Source organism: Rubrivivax albus (assembly GCF_004016515.1).
GTDB classification, from domain to species: Bacteria; Pseudomonadota; Gammaproteobacteria; order Burkholderiales; family Burkholderiaceae_C; genus Rubrivivax; species Rubrivivax albus.
Map to the genome: position 1 here is coordinate 121,280 of NZ_SACT01000001.1, position 18,793 is coordinate 140,072.

Sequence of the window (18,793 nt, forward strand, 5' to 3'; positions counted from 1 at the left end):
GCGGGGCGGCTTCGGCCCCCGCCTACACTCGCGGCATGCGAGACATCGTCACCGTCGACACCGGCCACGAGCGCTACGACATCCTCGTCGGCCCCGGCCTGCTGGCTGACCCCGCGGCCTGGGCGGGCCTGCCGAAGGCCGCGCTGGCGGTGGTGGTGAGCAACACCACGGTGGCGCCGCTGTACGCGCAGCAGGTGGTGCAGCAGCTCGGCACACGGTACGCACGGGTCACCCAGGTCACGCTGCCCGACGGCGAGGCGCACAAGGACTGGGCGACGATGAACCTCATCTTCGACCACCTGCTGGCCGAGGGCGCCGACCGCAAGACCGTGCTCTTCGCGCTGGGCGGGGGCGTGGTGGGCGACATCACCGGCTTCGCGGCCGCTTGCTTCATGCGCGGCGTGCCCTTCGTGCAGCTGCCGACGACGCTGCTGGCGCAGGTGGATTCCTCGGTGGGCGGCAAGACCGCGGTGAACCACCCGCTGGGCAAGAACATGATCGGCGCCTTCTACCAGCCGCGCCGCGTGCTCTGCGACCTCGACACCCTGGCCACGCTTCCGCCGCGCGAGTTCTCGGCCGGCCTGGCGGAGGTGATCAAGTACGGCCCGATCGCCGACATGGCCTTCCTGGACTGGATCGAGGCGCACCTCGACGCCCTGGTGGCCCGCGAGCCGGCGGCGCTGGCGCACGCGGTGCGACGCAGCTGCGAGATCAAGGCGCAGGTGGTCGGCGCCGACGAGAAGGAGGCCGGCCTGCGCGCCATCCTGAACTTCGGCCACACCTTCGGCCACGCCATCGAGGCCGGGCTGGGGTTCGGCGAATGGCTGCACGGTGAAGCCGTGGGTTGCGGCATGGTGCTGGCTGCGGCGCTGTCTGCGCGTCTGGGCGGGGTCGACGAGGCCTTCGTCCGCCGGCTGACCGCGCTCGTCCGCCGCGCCGGCCTGCCCGTGCAGCCACCGGCCCTGGGCGCCGAGCGCTGGCTGTCGCTGATGCGCATGGACAAGAAGAGCGAGGCCGGCGAGATCCGCTTCGTGCTGCTGGACGCGCCGGGCAAGGCGTCGATGCGCCCGGCGCCCGACGCCCTGGTGACGGACGTGCTGCGCGCCCACGGCGGCTGATGCACCCGACAGCCGGCCCCATCGATCCTCCGGGCCTGCTGGCCGGCGGCCTGGCGCCCTGGGCCAGCGACCCCACCCGCAGCCGGGGCCGCCGTCACCCCGAACCACCGCCCGCGCCGCGCACCGAGCACCAGCGCGACCGCGACCGCATCGTGCACAGCACCGCGTTCCGGCGGCTGGTCTACAAGACGCAGGTCTTTATCAACCACGAAGGCGACCTGTTCCGCACGCGGCTGACCCATTCGCTGGAGGTGGCGCAGATCAGCCGCTCGATGGCGCGGTTGCTGCGGCTCAACGAAGACCTGGTCGAGGCCATCGCCCTGGCCCATGACCTGGGCCACACGCCGTTCGGCCACGCGGGCCAGGATGCGCTGGACGCCTGCATGGCGCCGCATGGCGGGTTCGAGCACAACCTGCAGAGCCTGCGCGTGGTGGACCGGCTGGAGCAGCGCTACGCCGCGTTCGACGGCCTGAACCTCAGCTTCGAGGCGCGCGAAGGCATCCTCAAGCGCTGCCCGCGCGCCACCGCCGAGCGCCTGGAGGCCGAGGAGCCGGGGGGTGTCGGCCGGCGCTTCCTGGACGGCACCCAGCCTAGCCTGGAGGCGCAACTGGTCAACCTGGCCGACGAGATCGCCTACAACGCGCACGACATCGACGACGGCGTGCGCGCCGGCCTCCTGCAGGTGGAGCAGCTGCAGGGCCAGCCGCTGTTCGACCGCTTCCGTGCTCAGGCGCTGGCGGCCCACCCGGCGCTGACGCAGCAGCCGCGCCGCTGGCTGGCGGAGACGCTGCGCCACATGCTGTCGGCCCAGGTCTACGACGTGGTGGACCACACACGTGCCACGCTGGCGGCGCTGGCGCCGCCCGATGCCGATGCGGCGCGCGCGCTGGGGCGTGAGCACGGGCCACTGGTGCGCGCCAGCGCGGACATGCGGCGCGACAGTGCCAGCCTGAAGCGGCTGCTGTTCGCTGCGCTGTACCGGCACCCGCAGGTCACCGCCATGACGGACCGTGCCCGGGGCGTGGTCCGCGAGCTTTTCGAGGCCTACATGGGCGCGCCCCAAGAACTGCCGCCCGACCATGCCGCCAAGGCCGAACGCGACCTGCCGCGCGCGGTGGCCGACTACATCGCCGGCATGACCGACCGCTTTGCCCTGCGCGAGCACCACCGCCTGACCGGCCGGCGGGTGTTCGACGGCGATGTGCTCTAGGCACCGTGAGTCCTGCCAGTGGCTGTCGGCATGCATGACCGCCGGCTGACGACATGGCCCGCCTGCCGCGCCTGACCTTGGCCGGCCACGCGCACTGCGTGCGCCAGGCCACCGTGCACGGCCAGCCGCTGACCCTGGACGCCGCCGACGTTCAGGCGCTGCGTGGCGCCATGCGGGAGTTGTCGGTCCAGTACCGGGTGGCCATCTGGGCCTACGGTGTGCTGCCGGAGGCGCTGGACCTGGTGCTGTGCCCGGAAACCACCGACGGCCTGGGCCGTTTCATGCAGGCCCTGGGCCGGCGCTACGTGCAGGCCTTCAACCGACGCCATGGGCGCCACGGCGCGCTGTGGGCCGGGCGATACCGCGCCACCGTGGTCGAAACCGGTGAGTGGCTGCTCGCTTGCATACTGCACGTGGAGCATGCGGCGTGGCGTGCACAACAGCCCAGCAGCGGGCCGCACCACCTGGGTCAGACGCGCGACCCGCTGCTGGCCGACGCGCCCGTGTTCTGGACCCTGGGCAACACCCCGTTCGAACGCGAGCTGGCCTGGCGCCAGCGGCTGGAGCAGGGGCCGGACCCGGCCACGGGCGCCCTGCTGGCACGGGCCGTGCATGGTGCCTGGGCCATCGGCTCGCCGGCGTTCACCGCCGAGCTCGAAGCCGCGACGGGCCGCCCGGCGCAGCCGCGCCGACCTGGACGGCCTCGCAGGGTGGTTTCGGACTGACTGTGTCCCCAATTAAGTCCAGAGGAGATGGATGATCTGGCATATCGACTCTGACCCCAATTGATTTCAATTGCCGCTTTTGCTGCACTGCGATAGATTCGCCGTCCCTGCACCCTGCCCCGGAGACCGCCATGACCATGGCCGCCCCCCGCCGCGAAGAGATCGACCAACTGGCCGCCCAGGGCCTCTATGCCGCCCAGCACGAGCACGATGCCTGCGGCGTCGGCTTCGTCGCCCACATCAAGGGCCAGAAGGCCCATTCCATCATCCAGCAGGGCTTGAAGATCCTGGAGAACCTGGACCACCGGGGCGCAGTGGGTGCCGACAAGCTGATGGGCGACGGCGCCGGCATCCTGATCCAGATCCCCGACGAGCTGTATCGCGCCGAGATGGCCAAGCAGGGCGTGGACCTGCCGCCGCCGGGCGAGTACGGCGTGGGCATGGTCTTCCTGCCCAAGGAGCACGCATCGCGCCTGGCCTGCATGCAGGAGCTCGAGCGCGCCATCCAGGCCGAAGGCCAGGTGCTGCTGGGCTGGCGCGAGGTGCCGGTGGACCGCGACATGCCCATGTCGCCCACCGTGCGCGCCAAGGAGCCGGTCATGCGCCAGGTCTTCATCGGCCGCGGCCCCGACGTCATCGTGCCCGACGCGCTGGAGCGCAAGCTCTACGTCATCCGCAAGACCGCCAGCAGCGCCATCCAGCGCCTGCAACTCACGCACAGCCGCGAGTACTACGTGCCCAGCATGAGCTGCCGCACGGTGCTCTACAAGGGCCTGCTGCTGGCGCACCAGGTGGGCCAGTACTACCTGGACCTGGCCGACACGCGCAGCGCCTCGGCCTTCGCGCTGGTGCACCAGCGCTTCAGCACCAACACCTTCCCCGAATGGCCGTTGGCGCACCCGTACCGCATGGTGGCGCACAACGGCGAGATCAACACCGTCAAGGGCAACTTCAACTGGATGCGCGCCCGCCAGGGCGTGATGAAGTCGCCCGTGCTGGGCGATGACCTGCCCAAGCTCTACCCCATCAGCTTCGAGCACCAGAGCGACACCGCCACCTTCGACAACGCGCTCGAGCTGATGGTGATGGCCGGCTACCCGCTGGCCCATGCCGCGATGATGATGATCCCGGAGGCCTGGGAGCAGCACGAGGGCATGGACGAGCGCCGCCGCGCCTTCTACGAGTACCACGCCGCGATGATGGAGCCCTGGGATGGCCCGGCGGCGATGGTCTTCACCGACGGCAAGCAGATCGGCGCCACGTTGGACCGCAACGGCCTGCGCCCGGCACGCTACTGCGTGACCGAGGATGATCTGGTCGTGATGGCCTCGGAATCCGGCGTGCTGCCGTTCCCGGAGAACAAGATCGTCAAGAAGTGGCGCCTGCAGCCGGGCAAGATGTTCCTGATCGACTTCGACCAGGGCCGCATCATCGATGACGAGGAACTGAAGACCCAGTTCGCCGCCGCCAAGCCCTACCGGCAGTGGATCGAGAACGTGCGCATCCGCCTGGACACGGTGGAGGTCACCGCCGGTCCGCGCGCCTTTGCCGAGTCGCTGCTCGACCGCCAGCAGGCCTTCGGCTACTCGCAGGAGGACATCAAGTTCCTGATGGCGCCCATGGCGGCGAATGGGGAGGAAGCCATCGGCTCGATGGGCAACGACAGCCCGCTGGCCGTGCTGTCGGACCGCAGCAAGCCGCTGTTCAACTACTTCAAGCAGTTGTTCGCCCAGGTCACGAACCCGCCGATCGACCCGATCCGCGAGGCGATCGTGATGAGCCTGAACAGCTTCATCGGCCCGAAGCCCAACCTGCTGGACATCAACGCGGTCAACCCGCCGATGCGCCTGGAGGTCAACCAGCCCGTGCTGGACTTCGACGACATGGCGCGCCTGCGCGACATCGAGCGCCACACCTCGGGCAAGTTCAAGAGCGTCGAGCTCGACATCACCTATCCCGTCGAGTGGGGCCGTGAAGGCGTGGAAGCGCAGCTGGCCTCGCTGTGTGCGCAGGCTGTGGACGCCATCAAGGGCGGCCACAACATCCTGATCGTCAGCGACCGCGCGATGACGCGCCAGCGCGTGGCCATCCCGGCACTGCTGGCGCTGTCGGCCATCCACCACCACCTGGTGCGCGAGGGCCTGCGCACCAACGCCGGCCTGGTGGTCGAAACCGGCAGTGCGCGCGAGGTGCACCACTTCGCCGTGCTGGCCGGCTACGGTGCCGAGGCCGTGCACCCCTACCTGGCGCTGGAGACGCTGGTCCACATCCACAAGGACCTGCCGGGCGACCTGAAGGCCGGCAAGGCCATTGCCAACTACATCAAGGCGGTGGGCAAGGGGCTGTCGAAGATCATGTCCAAGATGGGCGTGTCCACGTACATGTCCTACTGTGGCGCCCAGCTCTTCGAGGCCATCGGCCTGCAGAAGGACTTCGTCGAGAAGTACTTCCGCGGCACCGCCAGCCAGGTCGGCGGCATCGGCATCTTCGAGGTGGCCGAGGAAGCCCTGCGCCTGCACGTGGCCGCCTTCGGCAACGACCCGGTGCTGGCCCGCATGCTGGACGCTGGCGGCGAGTACGCCTGGCGCACGCGCGGCGAGGAGCACATGTGGACGCCGGACGCCATCGCCAAGCTGCAGCACAGCACGCGCGCGGGCAAGTTCGACACCTACAAGGAATACGCGCAGATCATCAACGACCAGAGCAGGCGCCACATGACGCTGCGCGGCCTGTTCGAGTTCAAGGTGGACCCGAGCAAGGCCATCCCGCTGGAAGAGGTGGAACCGGCCAGCGAGATCGTCAAGCGCTTCGCCACGGGCGCCATGTCGATGGGCTCGATCAGCACCGAGGCGCACGCCACGCTGGCCGTGGCCATGAACCGCATCGGCGGCAAGAGCAACACCGGTGAAGGCGGCGAGGACCCCAAGCGCTACCGCAACGAGCTCAAGGGCATCCCCATCGCGCAGGACACCTCGCTGGCCGGCGTGCTGGGCAGCGACGTGGTCGAAGCCGACGTGCCCATCAAGGCCGGCGACAGCCTGCGCAGCCGGATCAAGCAGGTGGCCTCGGGCCGCTTCGGCGTGACCACCGAATACCTGGTCAGCGCCGACCAGATCCAGATCAAGATGGCCCAGGGCGCCAAGCCCGGGGAGGGCGGCCAGCTGCCCGGCGGCAAGGTCAGCGACTACATCGGCTTCCTGCGCTACAGCGTGCCCGGCGTGGGCCTGATCAGCCCGCCGCCGCACCACGACATCTACTCCATCGAGGACCTGGCGCAGCTGATCCACGACCTGAAGAACGCCAACCCGAAGGCCAGCGTCAGCGTGAAGCTGGTGTCGGAGGTGGGCGTGGGCACCATCGCCGCCGGCGTGGCCAAGTGCAAGGCCGACCACGTGGTCATCGCCGGGCACGACGGTGGCACCGGCGCGTCGCCCTGGTCGTCGATCAAGCACGCCGGCACGCCCTGGGAACTGGGCCTGGCCGAGACGCAGCAGACCCTGGTGCTCAACCGCCTGCGGGGCCGCATCCGCGTGCAGGCCGACGGCCAGATGAAGACCGGACGTGACGTGGTGATCGGCGCGCTGCTGGGCGCCGACGAGTTCGGCTTCGCCACCGCGCCGCTGGTGGTCGAGGGCTGCATCATGATGCGCAAGTGCCACCTCAACACCTGCCCGGTGGGCGTGGCCACGCAGGACCCGGTGCTGCGCAAGAAGTTCGCCGGCCGGCCCGAGCACGTCGTCAACTACTTCTTCTTCGTGGCCGAGGAGGCGCGCACGATCATGGCGCAGCTCGGCATCCGCACCTTCGACGAGCTGATCGGCCGTGCCGACCTGCTGGACATGAAGAAGGGCATCGCGCACTGGAAGGCCAAGGGCCTGGACTTCAGCCGCGTCTTCCACCTGCCCGAGGTGCCGACCGAGGTGGCCAGGATGCACACCGAGGAGCAGGACCACGGCCTGCACAAGGCGCTGGACCTCAAGCTCATCGAGCGCTGCCGCCCGGCCATCGAGCGAGGCGAGAAGGTGCAGTTCATGGAGGACGCGCGCAACGTCAACCGCTCGGTGGGTGCCATGCTCTCCGGCGAGCTGATCCGCCACCGCCCCGAAGGCCTGCCCGACCACACCATCTTCATGCAGATGGAAGGCACAGGCGGCCAGAGCTTCGGTGCCTTCCTGGCCACCGGCATCACGCTGTACCTGATCGGTGACGCCAACGACTACACCGGCAAGGGCCTCAGCGGCGGCCGCGTGGTGGTGCGCCCGAGCATCGACTTCCGCGGCGACGCGACGAAGAACATCATCATCGGCAACACGGCGCTGTACGGCGCCACGCGCGGCGAGGCCTTCTTCCGCGGCGTGGCCGGCGAGCGCTTCGCGGTGCGCCTGTCGGGTGCCAGCGCGGTGGTGGAGGGCACGGGCGACCACGGCTGCGAGTACATGACCGGCGGCACCGTGGCCGTGCTGGGCCGCACCGGGCGCAACTTCGCGGCCGGCATGTCCGGTGGCATCGCCTACGTCTACGACGAGGACGGCAGCTTCGCCAGCCGCTGCAACACCGCGATGGTGGCGCTGGAGAAGGTGCTGCCCGCAGCGGAACAGGCCGGCGACGCGGCCACCTGGCATCAGGGGCAGGCCGACGAGGCCGTGCTGAAGAAGCTGGTGGAGGACCACCACCGTTGGACGGGCAGTCTGCGCTCGCGCGAACTGCTGGACCGCTGGGCCGAGGCGCGGCAGAAGTTCGTCAAGGTCTTCCCGCACGAGTACAAGCGCGCGCTGGCCGAGCGTGCCGCCAAGGCGCAGGCCGTCGAAGCGGTGGACAAGGCCAAGGCGCCGGCGGCTACGGCCGCCGCGAAGTAAGGAGCAACACGATGGGCAAGGTCACCGGTTTCCTGGAGTTCGAGCGGCTGGAAGAGGGCTACGAGCCCGTGCCGCAGCGGCTGAAGACCTGGAAGGAATTCGTCATCGGGCTCAGCGAGGAGCAGAGCAAGGTCCAGGGCGCGCGCTGCATGGACTGCGGCACGCCGTTCTGCAACAGCGGCTGCCCGGTCAACAACATCATCCCGGACTTCAACGACCTGGTCTTCCACGGCGACTGGCGCAATGCCATCGACGTGCTGCATAGCACCAACAACTTCCCTGAGTTCACCGGCCGCGTCTGCCCGGCGCCGTGCGAGGCGGCGTGCACGCTCAACGTCAACGACGACCCGGTGGGCATCAAGAGCATCGAGCACGCGATCATCGACCGCGCCTGGGCCGAGAACTGGGTGACGCCGATGCCTGCTGACGCGAAGACCGGCAAGAAAGTCGCCGTGGTCGGCAGCGGCCCGGCCGGCCTGGCCGCGGCACAGCAGCTGGCGCGCGCCGGGCACGACGTGACGGTGTTCGAGAAGAACAGTCGCATCGGTGGCCTGCTGCGCTACGGCATCCCCGACTTCAAGATGGAGAAGAGCCACATCGACCGCCGCGTGGCGCAGATGGAGGCCGAGGGCGTGGTCTTCCGCACCGGCGTGCTGGTGGGCGCGATGCCGGCCGACGGCGCCGGCAGCAAGGTCACCAACGACGCCAAGGAAACCATCAGCGCCGAACAGCTGCAGGCCGATTTCGACGCCGTGCTGCTGACCGGCGGCAGCGAGGTCAGCCGCGACCTGCCGGTGCCCGGCCGCGACCTGGACGGCGTGCACTTCGCGATGGAGTTCCTGCCGCAGCAGAACAAGGTGGTGGCCGGCGACAAGCTCAAGGGCCAGATCATGGCCACCGGCAAGCACGTCATCGTCATCGGCGGCGGCGACACCGGCAGCGACTGCGTGGGCACCAGCAACCGCCACGGCGCGGCCAGCGTCACCCAGTTCGAGCTGATGCCGCAGCCGCCGGAAGAGGAAGACCGCCCGCTGACCTGGCCCTACTGGCCGTACAAGCTGCGCACCAGCTCCAGCCACGAGGAAGGCTGCAGCCGCGAGTTCGCCATCGCTACCAAGGCCTTCATCGCCGGCACCGGCAAGGACAAGGGCAAGGTGAAGGCGCTGCAGACCGTGCACGTGCAATGGCAGGGCGGCAAGATGGTCGAGGTGCCCGGCACCGAGAAGGAATGGCCCGCCGACCTGGTGCTGCTGGCCATGGGCTTCGTGCACCCGGTCTCGCCGGTGCTGGAGGCCTTCGGCGTGGAGCGTGACGGCCGCGGCAACGCCAAGGCCGGCACCGACGACTCCACCGGCTACGCCACCAACGTGCCCAAGGTCTTCGCCGCCGGCGACATGCGCCGCGGCCAGAGCCTGGTGGTGTGGGCCATCCGCGAGGGCCGGCAGGCGGCGCGCGAGGTGGACCGCTTCCTGATGGGGGAGACGGCGCTGCCGCGCTGAGCGCCGCGCGTTCGCACCAAAGACAACGGCCCGCAGCAGCGGGCCGTCGTGCTTTCGGCGCCAGGGCTCAGAGCGTCTTCAGCAGCGCCGTGACCTCACCTTGGCGCGGGAACTTGTCGCCCAGCTTGGCCAGCGTTTCCAGCTCGGTCTTCGCCGCCGACTTGTCGCCGGCATCGATGAGCAGCTTGGCGAGGTTGAAGCGCAGGGAGGGATTCTTCTCCTCCAGCCGCACGGCCTGGCGCATGATGTCCACGGCCTTGTCCTTCTGCCCTTCCGAGGCCAGTGCCAGCGCCAGCGTGTCCATGATCACGGGCCGGTCGGGCAGCAGGGCCACGGCCTTCTCGGCCATCGCCACTGCACCGGGCTTCTTCGTGGAAGCCATCAGCCAGGCGACGTTGTTCAGGGCGAGCGCGTTCTCAGGTTGGATGCGCAGCACGTCGCGGTAGTGACCCTCGGCGGCTGTCAGGTCCTTGCGTGCCAGGGCCAGATCGCCCAGGAAGAAGCGGAACGCCGCATCGTCAGGATGTCGACGCTGCCAATCGGCGGCGTGCCTGGCGGCTTCGGCGTCCTGCTTGTCGGCGGCGAGCGCAACGTGCAGGCGTGTGGCCAGCTCGCTGGAGTCGGGCGCCGACTTCAGGCCATCACGGTAGATCGCTATGGCCTGCGGCCACTGGCGTTGTGAGGCGGCGATGCCACCTTCGAGCAGGTAGCCAACGTCCTGCTGGGGCCGTTGCTTTCGCACCTGGCGCGCCACGGCTACGGCGTCCGCGGTCTTGTCGGAGGCGAGGTAGGCATCGACCAGCGAGCGTTGCGCCTGCAGGTTGTCGGCGTCGACGCCCAACGCCCGGCGCAGCGCCTGGATCGCTGCCTCCTGGTTCTTCGCGGCCCATTGCACATCGGCCACGCGCAGGTGCGGTGCCACGGAAGTAGGCACCATCTGCGCCAGCTTGCCGAACGACGCCAGAGCCTGGTTCGTGTCCCCGGAAGCGGCCTGGGCACGACCGAGTGCGTCCAGTAGGCCCGGGTTGTCAGGCAGAGCTGCGACAGCCTGCTGCGCTGTGCTCAACGCACCCTTCACGTCCTGCGTGTTCAACTGGTAGTTGATCAACGCCAGCCTGGGCATGGGTTCGGTGGGCGCCTGCTGGATGGCGCGTGTGAAGATGCCCAGTACCTCGTCGCGGGCCGCGCCGGTCCGCACCTTCAGCGCCGCACTGGTGATCAGGGCCTGTGTGTTTGTCGGCGCGACCTTCAGAAAGTCGTCGAGGATTTTCTGCGCTTCGTCCAGGCGCTTGTCCAGGAACGCCAGTTGCACCAGCGAAGCGGCAGCCGGGAAAAACGTGGGCTGGATCTCCAGGGCACGACGGAAGGCTTTCTCCGCGCCTGCCTTGTCACCCTGCTGGATCAGCAACCTGGCCCGAAGATTGGCGGCAATCGGCTTGTCCGGCTGTTTCCGTTCCAGTGCGTCAATCGCCGCCATGGCGCCCTTGAAGTCCTTCTTCCGTACCAGGGTCGCGATCAGCGGCAGGTCAGCCACCGTGGTGTCTGCACTGGCTGCCAGACTGCGCAGTTCACCCAGCCCCGCGTTGTCGTCACCGCGCATCACGCGGCTGAGCGCCAGCGCGGTGCGGTTGCGCACATCGTCCGGGTTGATCTTCGTGGCCGCGGCAAATGCCTTTTCCGCCTCGGCCAACTCCCCCGCCTGCAGGTGCGCCTGCGCCTTGAGGTTGTAGATGGCGGCGGAAACGTTGGGCTTCTCGGTCAGCGGCTGCAATGTGGACAGGGCCTTCGAAGGCTCCGACCGCTGCAGGTAGGTGCCGGCAAGCATGCGTCGGGCCATGTCCAGGTTCGGGTTCAGTTGAACCGCCTTGGCGAGATGGGTCTCTGCCTGGATCCAGGACTTGCGCTCGAACTCGATCGCGCCGACCAGTTGCAGGATGCGGGCGTTGTCGGCCGCCACGCGCAGCAACTGATCACCGATCTCCTTGGCCTTGTCGAGTTCACCGTTGAGCAGGGCCACGCTGGCGGCGAAGAAAAGCGTCTGCGGGTGCTTTGGCAGGATCTTCTGCAGACCCTCCAACTGCGCCTTGGCGCCATCGGCGTCGGCCTTGGCGAGCAGCACTGTCAGCGCACCAGCATGCGACACCACGTGAGTAGGCCGGACCGCAATGGCCTGGCGGTAGGCCGCCAGCGCGCCATCCAGGTCGCGCTTGCCGTACATCATCAGGTCGCCCTTGATCTGCCAGCCTTCCGCGTCCTGCGGCGTGCGCTCAAGTTGCTTGTCGAGCGCGGCCAGCGCGCCATCGACGTCGCCGGTATCGGCCTGCAGCCGGGCCTCGAAGATCTTGGCCGGACCGTACTCCGGCATTGCCTTGAGCGCTGCATCGATGGCTCGGCGTGCCGGTTCGCGCCGCCCTAGCCCGCCATTGGCGCGTGCGAGCGTGACCTTCAGGTCGGCCTCGGCCAGCGGCTGGCTGAGCACGGTGGTGCCGAATTGCTCCAGCAGGCGCTGGAAGTCGCCCTGCAGGTACAAGGCGCGCGCCAGGGGTGGCACCACGTCGTTTTCATCATGCCGGAGGTCCAGTGCCTTGCGCAATTCCAGCGCCGCACCGGCAACGTCACCGCTGGCTAGCAGCGACTCGCCCAATAGGAAGCGCGCCTCGGCCAAGTCAGGCGCTTCCTGGATCGCCGTCTTCAACTCGATGATCGCTGCCTTGTGGTCGCCTTTCTCGGCAAACCCCTTTGCAGACGCGACCAGTTCTGCTGGATCCTTGCCACCACAGGCAACCATCAGCAGAGACGCCAGAAGCGTCGGTGCCAGCAGGCGGTGCATGCGTTTCATCGTCGAACTCCCCTGTGTTCGTGTCTGTGTTCGTGTGTACGGTACGGCGTCACTTGATCGCCAGCCGGTGCATCAGGTCATACAGCGTCGGCCGGCTGACGCCCAGCATCTCCGCCGCACGCAGCACGTTGCCGTTGGACCGCGCCAGCGCCGTGACCACGGCATCCCGTTCGGCCTGCTCGCGGATGCGACGCAGGTCCAGGTCGGCGTGTTCCGCCGGTGATTCTGGCGCGGGCGCATCGGGCACGGGCAGGTTCAGGTCCTGTGCCGTTACCCGCGCCCCGTCGGCCATGATCGAAGCGCGCTTGACCACGTTGATCAGCTCACGCACGTTGCCCGGCCAGGCGTGCGCCTCGATGGCGCGCACGGCGTCTTCGCTGAAACTCAGGCTGCCGCGGCGCTGTTCCTGCGCAAACCTGCGCAGGAAGGCGTGCGCCAGCAGCACCGCATCTCCCGTGCGCTGGCGCAGCGGCGGGATGTCGACCACGATCTCGGCCAGCCGGTAGAACAGGTCTTCCCGGAAGCGGCCGTCGGCGATCTGCGCCTTCAGGTTCTGGTGCGTGGCGCAGACCACGCGCACGTCGACCGGGATCTCCTGCCGTCCGCCGACGCGTTCGATGGTGCGTTCCTGCAGAAAGCGCAGCAGCTTGGCCTGCAGCGACATCGGCAGGTCGCCGATCTCGTCGAGCATCAGCGTGCCACCATGGGCCGTCTCGATCTTGCCCAGGGTGGTCTTCGTGGCACCGGTGAAGGCCCCCTTCTCGTGGCCGAAGAGCTCGGTCTCGAGCAGGTTCTCCGGGATCGCGGCACAGTTGATGGCCACGAACTTGCCGCTGCGCTTGGAGGCCTGGTGCAGCCCCTGGGCCAGCACCTCCTTGCCGGTGCCGCTTTCGCCCAGCAGCATCACCGTCGCGTCGCTGCCGGCCACACGCTCGATCAGGCGGCAGAGCTTCTGCATGTCCGCATCGCGCGTCATCAGCCCGCCCAGCGCGTCGGGGTGCTGCAGCGCCTGCAGGCGGCGGTTCTCGGCCTGCAGTTCCCACAGCCGGTAGGCGCGGTCGATGGTCAGGCCCAGCAGTTCCGGCTCGAAGGGCTTGGCGAAGAAGTCGTAGGCGCCCAGCGCCACCGCGCGCAGGGCGTTGGCCTGGTCGTTCTGGCCGGTGAGCACGATGACCTTGGCATGCGGGTCGGCCTCGAGCAGCTGCTCCAGCAGGCGGAACCCTTCGGAGGTGGCGTCCGGGTCGGGCGGCAGGCCCAGGTCCATGGTGATCACGGCCGGCTGGTGGCGCCGTTGCGCCGCCAGTGCGCTGGCGCGGTCGTTCGCGGTCACGCACTCGAAGCGGTCCAGCGACCACTTGATCTGCTTCTGCAGCGCCAGATCGTCCTCGACGATCATCAGCGGGGGGAGCTTGTCGGCACTCATGCGGTCGGCTTCACGCGGGGGCGGTCATCTGCAGGTCGGAACCCGTGGTGGTCTGCAGCAGCGGCAGCACCAGGGTGAACACCGTGCCGCGGCCCGGCTCACTGTCGACCAGGATCTGGCCGCCGAGTTCACGCACGTACTGGAAACTCTCGAAGGATCCGATGCCCATGCCGCCCGACACCCCGGCGCTCGTTGCCGTCTTGGTGCTGGCGAAGGGCTTGAACAGGCGGTTCTCGATGAAATCGCGCGTCATGCCCAGGCCGGTGTCACCCACGACCACGTGCACCTGACCGCTCACGCGTGCCACCGACAGCCAGACCCGCCCGCTGTCGGGCGTCGCATCGAATGCGTTCTGCACCACGTGGCCGAGCACGCGTTCGATGCGCGCGGCATCACCACGGGTGTTGACGGGCTCCACGCGTTCGAGTTCCAGCGTCCGCCCGCGCTGCGCGGCGGCATCCACCAAGCGCTTCGCGATGGGTGCCAGTTCCACGCCTGCGGTACCCCCAGGCGCGGCCTGGCCTGCCCGCAACTGCAGCATCAGCTGGCGCATCTTGTCGAGCGAACTCTCCACCGTGGCGAGCATGTCCTGTTGGAACTCGGGATTGTCGTGCAGCCGTTTCGCGTTCTTCATCATCAGCGACAACTGCGTCACGATGTTCTTCAGATCGTGCACGACGAAGGCCGACATGCGATTGAAGGCCTCGAACTTGCGCGCCTCCAGCAGCGCCTCGGCCGCGTGCAGCTGGGCCAGGAAGGCGGCGGCCTGGCGGCTGGCGGTCTTGAGCAGGTCGCGCACCTCCCAGTCGAGCGCGGCGCCGGCATGCGGTGGCGCGATCAGCGCAAAGCCCGTCATTTCCTCGCCCACCATCAGTGGTACGGCGGCCCACACCGCCCCTCCGGGCGGCAGCCACGCCGGCAGCGTCATGCCGGGGTAGCGCTGCGGGTGTTGGCGCGCCTCGTCCAGGTCGACGATCCATCCTTCTGCCGCCATGAAGCGCACGAAGGCCGAGTCGGCCGCTTCCTGGTCGGCCGGCACCACGCGGTGCGTGCGCGCCGTCTCCACGAACCGGCTACCGTCGGCACTGCGCATCCACAGGCTGCCGCCGGGGCTCTCCACCATGTCGGCCAGGCCCCGGATCACCAACGCGCCCATCTCCTGCGGCGACACGGCGGCCGACAGGGTGTTCGTGAAGCGCAGCCATTCCTCGCGGTAGTCGAAGCGGTAGGCGAAGAAGTTCTTGTTGATGAAGACCCGCACCTTGGCACGGGCGGTCTGCGACATCAGCAGCACCGCCAGCACCAGCAGCGCGCCAAAGAGCACCGCCAGTTGCAGCGCTCGGCCCCAGCTGCCGCCGAAGAAGCGCACGTAGTAGCCGATGCCGGAGACGAACAGCAGGTAGGCCCCCCCGAGCAGCAGCGTGGCGGAGTAGAAGGCCAGCCGGTGCGACACCTGCAGCCGCGCCTGCCAGTCGGACATGCGGCGTGCCGCCAGGAACAGCAGCGGCACCGCCAGCACGTGGATGCCGGCGCGGATGCTGAAGGCATCGAGGTCGAAGCTGCCGAACAGCACGGCCTGTGAATGGATGTAGACGTCGTAGGCGAAGACCAGGGCCAGGCCCAGGCACAGCGGCTTGGCGCCCCAGCGGCCGTCCCGCGCCAGGTTGCGGTAGAGCTGTTCCACCAGCAGCAGGCCCAGCACGGGCAGGGCCAGCCAGGCGAACAGGCCGGCACGCGCCACGCGCTCGTCGTCGATCAGGCGAGGCAGGACAAGCGCCGCGGCCGCCAGGCCGCAGGCTGCCCAGGCCACGCTGGGCAGTCGGCGCACCTCGCCGCCCGGGCTCTCGTGCAGCCCGGGTTTCAGCAGCGCCAGCAGAAAGCCGAACCAGGCGGCGTAGCGCAGCAGGTCCGCCGCGGCGGCGGAGACCTCGCCGACCGCGCCGGGGGCCCACACCGCGGCCGTGCCGGCCACACCCCAGACGGCGCTGAAACCCACCGCGGCCAGGAACCAGCTGGCAGGCGCGCCCGCCTGTGGTCGCAGGTAGCCGCTGAGCATCAGGCGGACCGCCAGCGCGCCATAGGCCAGCGCGGCGGCACCGAAGCCCAGCAATGCGAGTTGAAAGCCGTCGGCGTCGCTCATGCCGTGCATCAGACCACAGGCGGCCGCGGCGCAGCCATCCCAGGGAACACCAGCAGGGGAATCCGAGGCAGCCTGGCCGGCGCGTTCAGCGCGCGCCCTTGCCGGTCAGCACCACGGCCACCGTCTCGAACAGGATCATCAGGTCAAGGAACAGCGAGTGGTTCTTGACGTAGTACAGGTCGTACTGCAGCTTCTCGATCGAGTCCTCGACCGTGGCACCGTATTGATAGCGCACCTGCGCCCAGCCGGTCACGCCCGGCTTCACCGAGTGGCGCACCGCGAAGAACGGGATCTGCTGCGTCAGCTGTTCCACGAAGTAGGCGCGCTCCGGCCGCGGGCCGACCATGCTCATCTCGCCCTTGAGTACGTTGAACAGCTGCGGCAGTTCGTCGATGCGCGTCTTGCGGATGAAGTTGCCCACGCGTGTGACGCGGTCGTCGTGCACCGTGGCCCAGCGCGGTTTGCCGTCCTTCTCCGCATCGGTGCGCATGCTGCGGAACTTCGTCACCATGAACGGCCTGCCGTCCTGGCCCAGGCGCTCCTGGCGGTAGAAGACCGGGCCGCGGCTGTCCAGCTTGATGACGACGGCCGCCACCAGCATGATCGGCGCGGACAGCACGATCAGCAGCAGCGCCGTCAGGATGTCGAACACGCGCTTGACGGCGCTGCGGCCAAAGCCCTGGTCGAAACCGTCGCCGAAGATCATCCAGCCGGCGTTGGCGAACCCCAGGCGGATCTGGCCCAGCGTCTTTTCGAAGTGCGTGTTGATGTCGTGCACCTTCACGCCCACCAGCTTGCAGTCCAGCAGTTCGCGCAGCGGCATCGCGCCGGACCGGCGCTCGGTGAGCGCCACCACGATCTCGTCGGCGCCCAGCTCTTCGGCAGTGGCGCTGAGCGAGCGCTCCGCCGACAGCACCATGTTGCGGTCGACAGCGCACTCGCTCTCGTTCGGGCTGGGGTAGTAGCCCACCACCAGCGCATGCGGGTCGGACTCGCGCAGCGTGTTCGTCACCAGCTGCGCCGCCGGCCCGCAGCCCAGCACCAGGATGCGCGTGCGCGTGTGGCTGCTGGACCACGCGGTGGCGTACACACGGCGGAGCGTGACGATGCCCACACCGACCATCGCAGCCACCCGCACGGCGTTACGCTGCTCGAAGTCCACCGGCAGCAGGCCGAACAGCAGCCATGTCAACGGCAGCGCCAGCAGCAGGGCCAGTGCGGCACGTGCCACCACCTGCGGCATCGTGAAGTTGGGGGCCTTCTGGTACAGGCCCGACGCGCCGTTGATCAGGAACATGCCGGCGGCCAGCGACACCAACTGCGGGCCAGCCACCGGCAGCACGGATTCCAGGCTGCCGGTCTGCGTGAAGAACACCACCAGCATCGCGACGAGGATGAAGCCCAGGTCCGAGAGCACGCGTAGCAGGGTCTGGCGGTGAAGGTAGTGATTGAAGATTCTGATCATGGTTGTCGTCCGGTGCAGTTGCCGGCGCTCTTTTGCCCGCGATCTGGGGCGGAATGTAAGAACGGTCGACAGGGGTGCACATCCCCGGAGCGAGGGGGCGCGGTGCGATTCGACGAGTTTCAACGCTCAACGTGACAGCGAGCGTGATCTAGTCCGCACTCCGGCATGCCGGCCGCAAACCCGACGTTGAGCGCGGGATTCCTGCACGACCTGGGCGTGGCGGTCGTGTCCCAGCGCATGGTGTAAGTCCACAGCCCGGAGAGAGCTGAGATGCGCGGTACTCAGCGGGCTACTGCCGACAGCCGAGTGGGAACAGTATCGCTGAGGGTCTGCAGGCCCTCAAGCTGCATGTAGCGCCGGTTCAGGCTCCACTCATCGTTCTGCTCGAGCATCATGGCGCCGACCAGACGGACGATCGACGCGTCGTTGGGGAAGATGCCCACGACGTTGGTGCGGCGCTTGATCTCTGCGTTCAGTCTCTCCAGCGGGTTCGTGGAGTAGATCTGCGACCAGTGCGCCCTTGGGAAGGTCATGAACGCGAGCACGTCGTTCTCGGCCTCGTCCATCAAGGCGCCGAGCTTGGGGAACTTGCCTCGAAGCTGATCGGCCACGCTGCGCCACTGCGCCCGGGCGTTGTCGGCCGAGTCCTGCACGAAGACGGTGCCGATGGCCGCACTGACCATGCGCCGCTGGGTCTTGCCGGCGTGCGCCAGGGCATTGCGCATGAAGTGCACCCGGCAGCGCTGCCAGGTCGCCTTGAGGACCTTGCTGGCCGCGGCCTTGATGCCCTCGTGGCTGTCGCTGATCACGAGCTTGACGCCCCGCAGGCCGCGGCGGTTCAGGCTGCGCAGGAACTCGGTCCAGAACGGCTCGGCCTCGCTGGCGCCGACCTTCAGGCCCAGCACCTCGCGCTGGCCATCGGTGTTGACGCCCACAGCGACTATCACCGCCACACTCACGATGCGCCCGGCCTCGCGCGTCTTCACGTAGGTCGCGTCGATCCACAGGTAGGGCCAGTCGCCCTCGATCTGCCGGTTGAGGAACGCGCCGACCTGCTCGTCGAGTTCGCCGCACAGCCGGCTGACCTGGCTCTTGGAGACGCCGCTCATGCCCAGGGCCTTGACCAGGTCGTCCACCGAGCGGGTCGAGATCCCGTGGACGTAGGCCTCCTGGATGACGGCTGTCAGCGCCTTCTCGGCCGTGCGCCGCGGCTCCAGGAACTCGGGGAAGTAGCTGCCCTGGCGCAGCTTGGGGATGCGCAGCTCGACGCTGCCGGCGCGCGTCTCCCAGGTGCGGTCGCGGTAGCCGTTGCGGCTGTTGACGCGCTCCGGGCTCTTCTCGTCGTAGCCGGCGCCGCAGCGCCCTTCGACGTCAAGCTCCATCAGGCGCTGGGCCATGAACTGCACCATCTGGCGCAGCACGTCGATGTCGGCTCCCTTCTCGGCGAGTTCGGTCAATGCCATAGTGGCGGTGGTCATCGTGGAGATCTCCTAGGAACAGGTTGGTGGGTCGCACCT

General features: G+C 68.6%; 10 protein-coding genes. 5 read left to right on the forward strand and 5 right to left on the reverse strand.

Going from position 1 to position 18,793, the window contains the following annotated elements; translation table 11 throughout:
• Positions 1 to 35 precede the first annotated feature (35 nt).
• The 5 genes from aroB (at position 36) to ENE75_RS00545 (ending at position 9,409) form a co-directional block, all read left to right on the forward strand.
• On the forward strand, positions 36 to 1,118 hold the full coding sequence (aroB, locus tag ENE75_RS00525; protein ID WP_128194542.1) for a 3-dehydroquinate synthase: 1,083 nt from the start codon (positions 36 to 38) through the stop codon (positions 1,116 to 1,118).
• The gene (locus tag ENE75_RS00530; protein WP_128194544.1) at positions 1,118 to 2,329 is read left to right on the forward strand and encodes a deoxyguanosinetriphosphate triphosphohydrolase; all 1,212 of its coding nucleotides are present in this window, start codon (positions 1,118 to 1,120) and stop codon (positions 2,327 to 2,329) included. The genes aroB and ENE75_RS00530 overlap by 1 nt, the downstream gene beginning before the upstream one ends.
• Before the next feature lie 53 nt (positions 2,330 to 2,382).
• Positions 2,383 to 3,054 (forward strand): transposase, encoded by a 672-nt coding sequence (locus tag ENE75_RS00535; RefSeq protein WP_128194546.1) that lies wholly within the window; start codon positions 2,383 to 2,385, stop codon positions 3,052 to 3,054.
• Positions 3,055 to 3,185: 131 nt separating this feature from the next.
• Positions 3,186 to 7,910, forward strand: a complete 4,725-nt coding sequence (locus tag ENE75_RS00540) for a glutamate synthase-related protein (protein WP_128194548.1) — start codon at positions 3,186 to 3,188, stop codon at positions 7,908 to 7,910.
• An 11-nt stretch (positions 7,911 to 7,921) separates the two neighbouring features.
• Complete coding sequence (locus ENE75_RS00545) at positions 7,922 to 9,409, forward strand: glutamate synthase subunit beta (protein ID WP_128194550.1); 1,488 nt, start codon at positions 7,922 to 7,924, stop codon at positions 9,407 to 9,409.
• A 67-nt stretch (positions 9,410 to 9,476) separates the two neighbouring features.
• Here the strand turns inward: ENE75_RS00545 and prsT are convergent, their stop codons facing one another.
• From prsT to ENE75_RS00570, 5 genes are all read right to left on the reverse strand, one after another.
• On the reverse strand, positions 9,477 to 12,239 hold the full coding sequence (gene prsT / locus ENE75_RS00550) for an XrtA/PEP-CTERM system TPR-repeat protein PrsT (RefSeq protein WP_158288815.1): 2,763 nt from the start codon (positions 12,237 to 12,239) through the stop codon (positions 9,477 to 9,479).
• A gap of 58 nt (positions 12,240 to 12,297) precedes the next feature.
• On the reverse strand, positions 12,298 to 13,671 hold the full coding sequence (gene prsR, locus ENE75_RS00555) for a PEP-CTERM-box response regulator transcription factor (RefSeq protein WP_199232178.1): 1,374 nt from the start codon (positions 13,669 to 13,671) through the stop codon (positions 12,298 to 12,300).
• 10 nt (positions 13,672 to 13,681) lie between these two features.
• A complete protein-coding gene (prsK, locus tag ENE75_RS00560) occupies positions 13,682 to 15,811 on the reverse strand; it encodes an XrtA/PEP-CTERM system histidine kinase PrsK (RefSeq protein WP_128194554.1) in 2,130 nt (709 codons plus the stop codon).
• A gap of 85 nt (positions 15,812 to 15,896) precedes the next feature.
• A complete protein-coding gene (locus ENE75_RS00565; RefSeq protein ID WP_128194556.1) occupies positions 15,897 to 17,276 on the reverse strand; it encodes a TIGR03013 family XrtA/PEP-CTERM system glycosyltransferase in 1,380 nt (459 codons plus the stop codon).
• 281 nt (positions 17,277 to 17,557) lie between these two features.
• Positions 17,558 to 18,754 (reverse strand): IS256 family transposase, encoded by a 1,197-nt coding sequence (locus tag ENE75_RS00570; protein ID WP_128194558.1) that lies wholly within the window; start codon positions 18,752 to 18,754, stop codon positions 17,558 to 17,560.
• Positions 18,755 to 18,793: the final 39 nt, after the last annotated feature.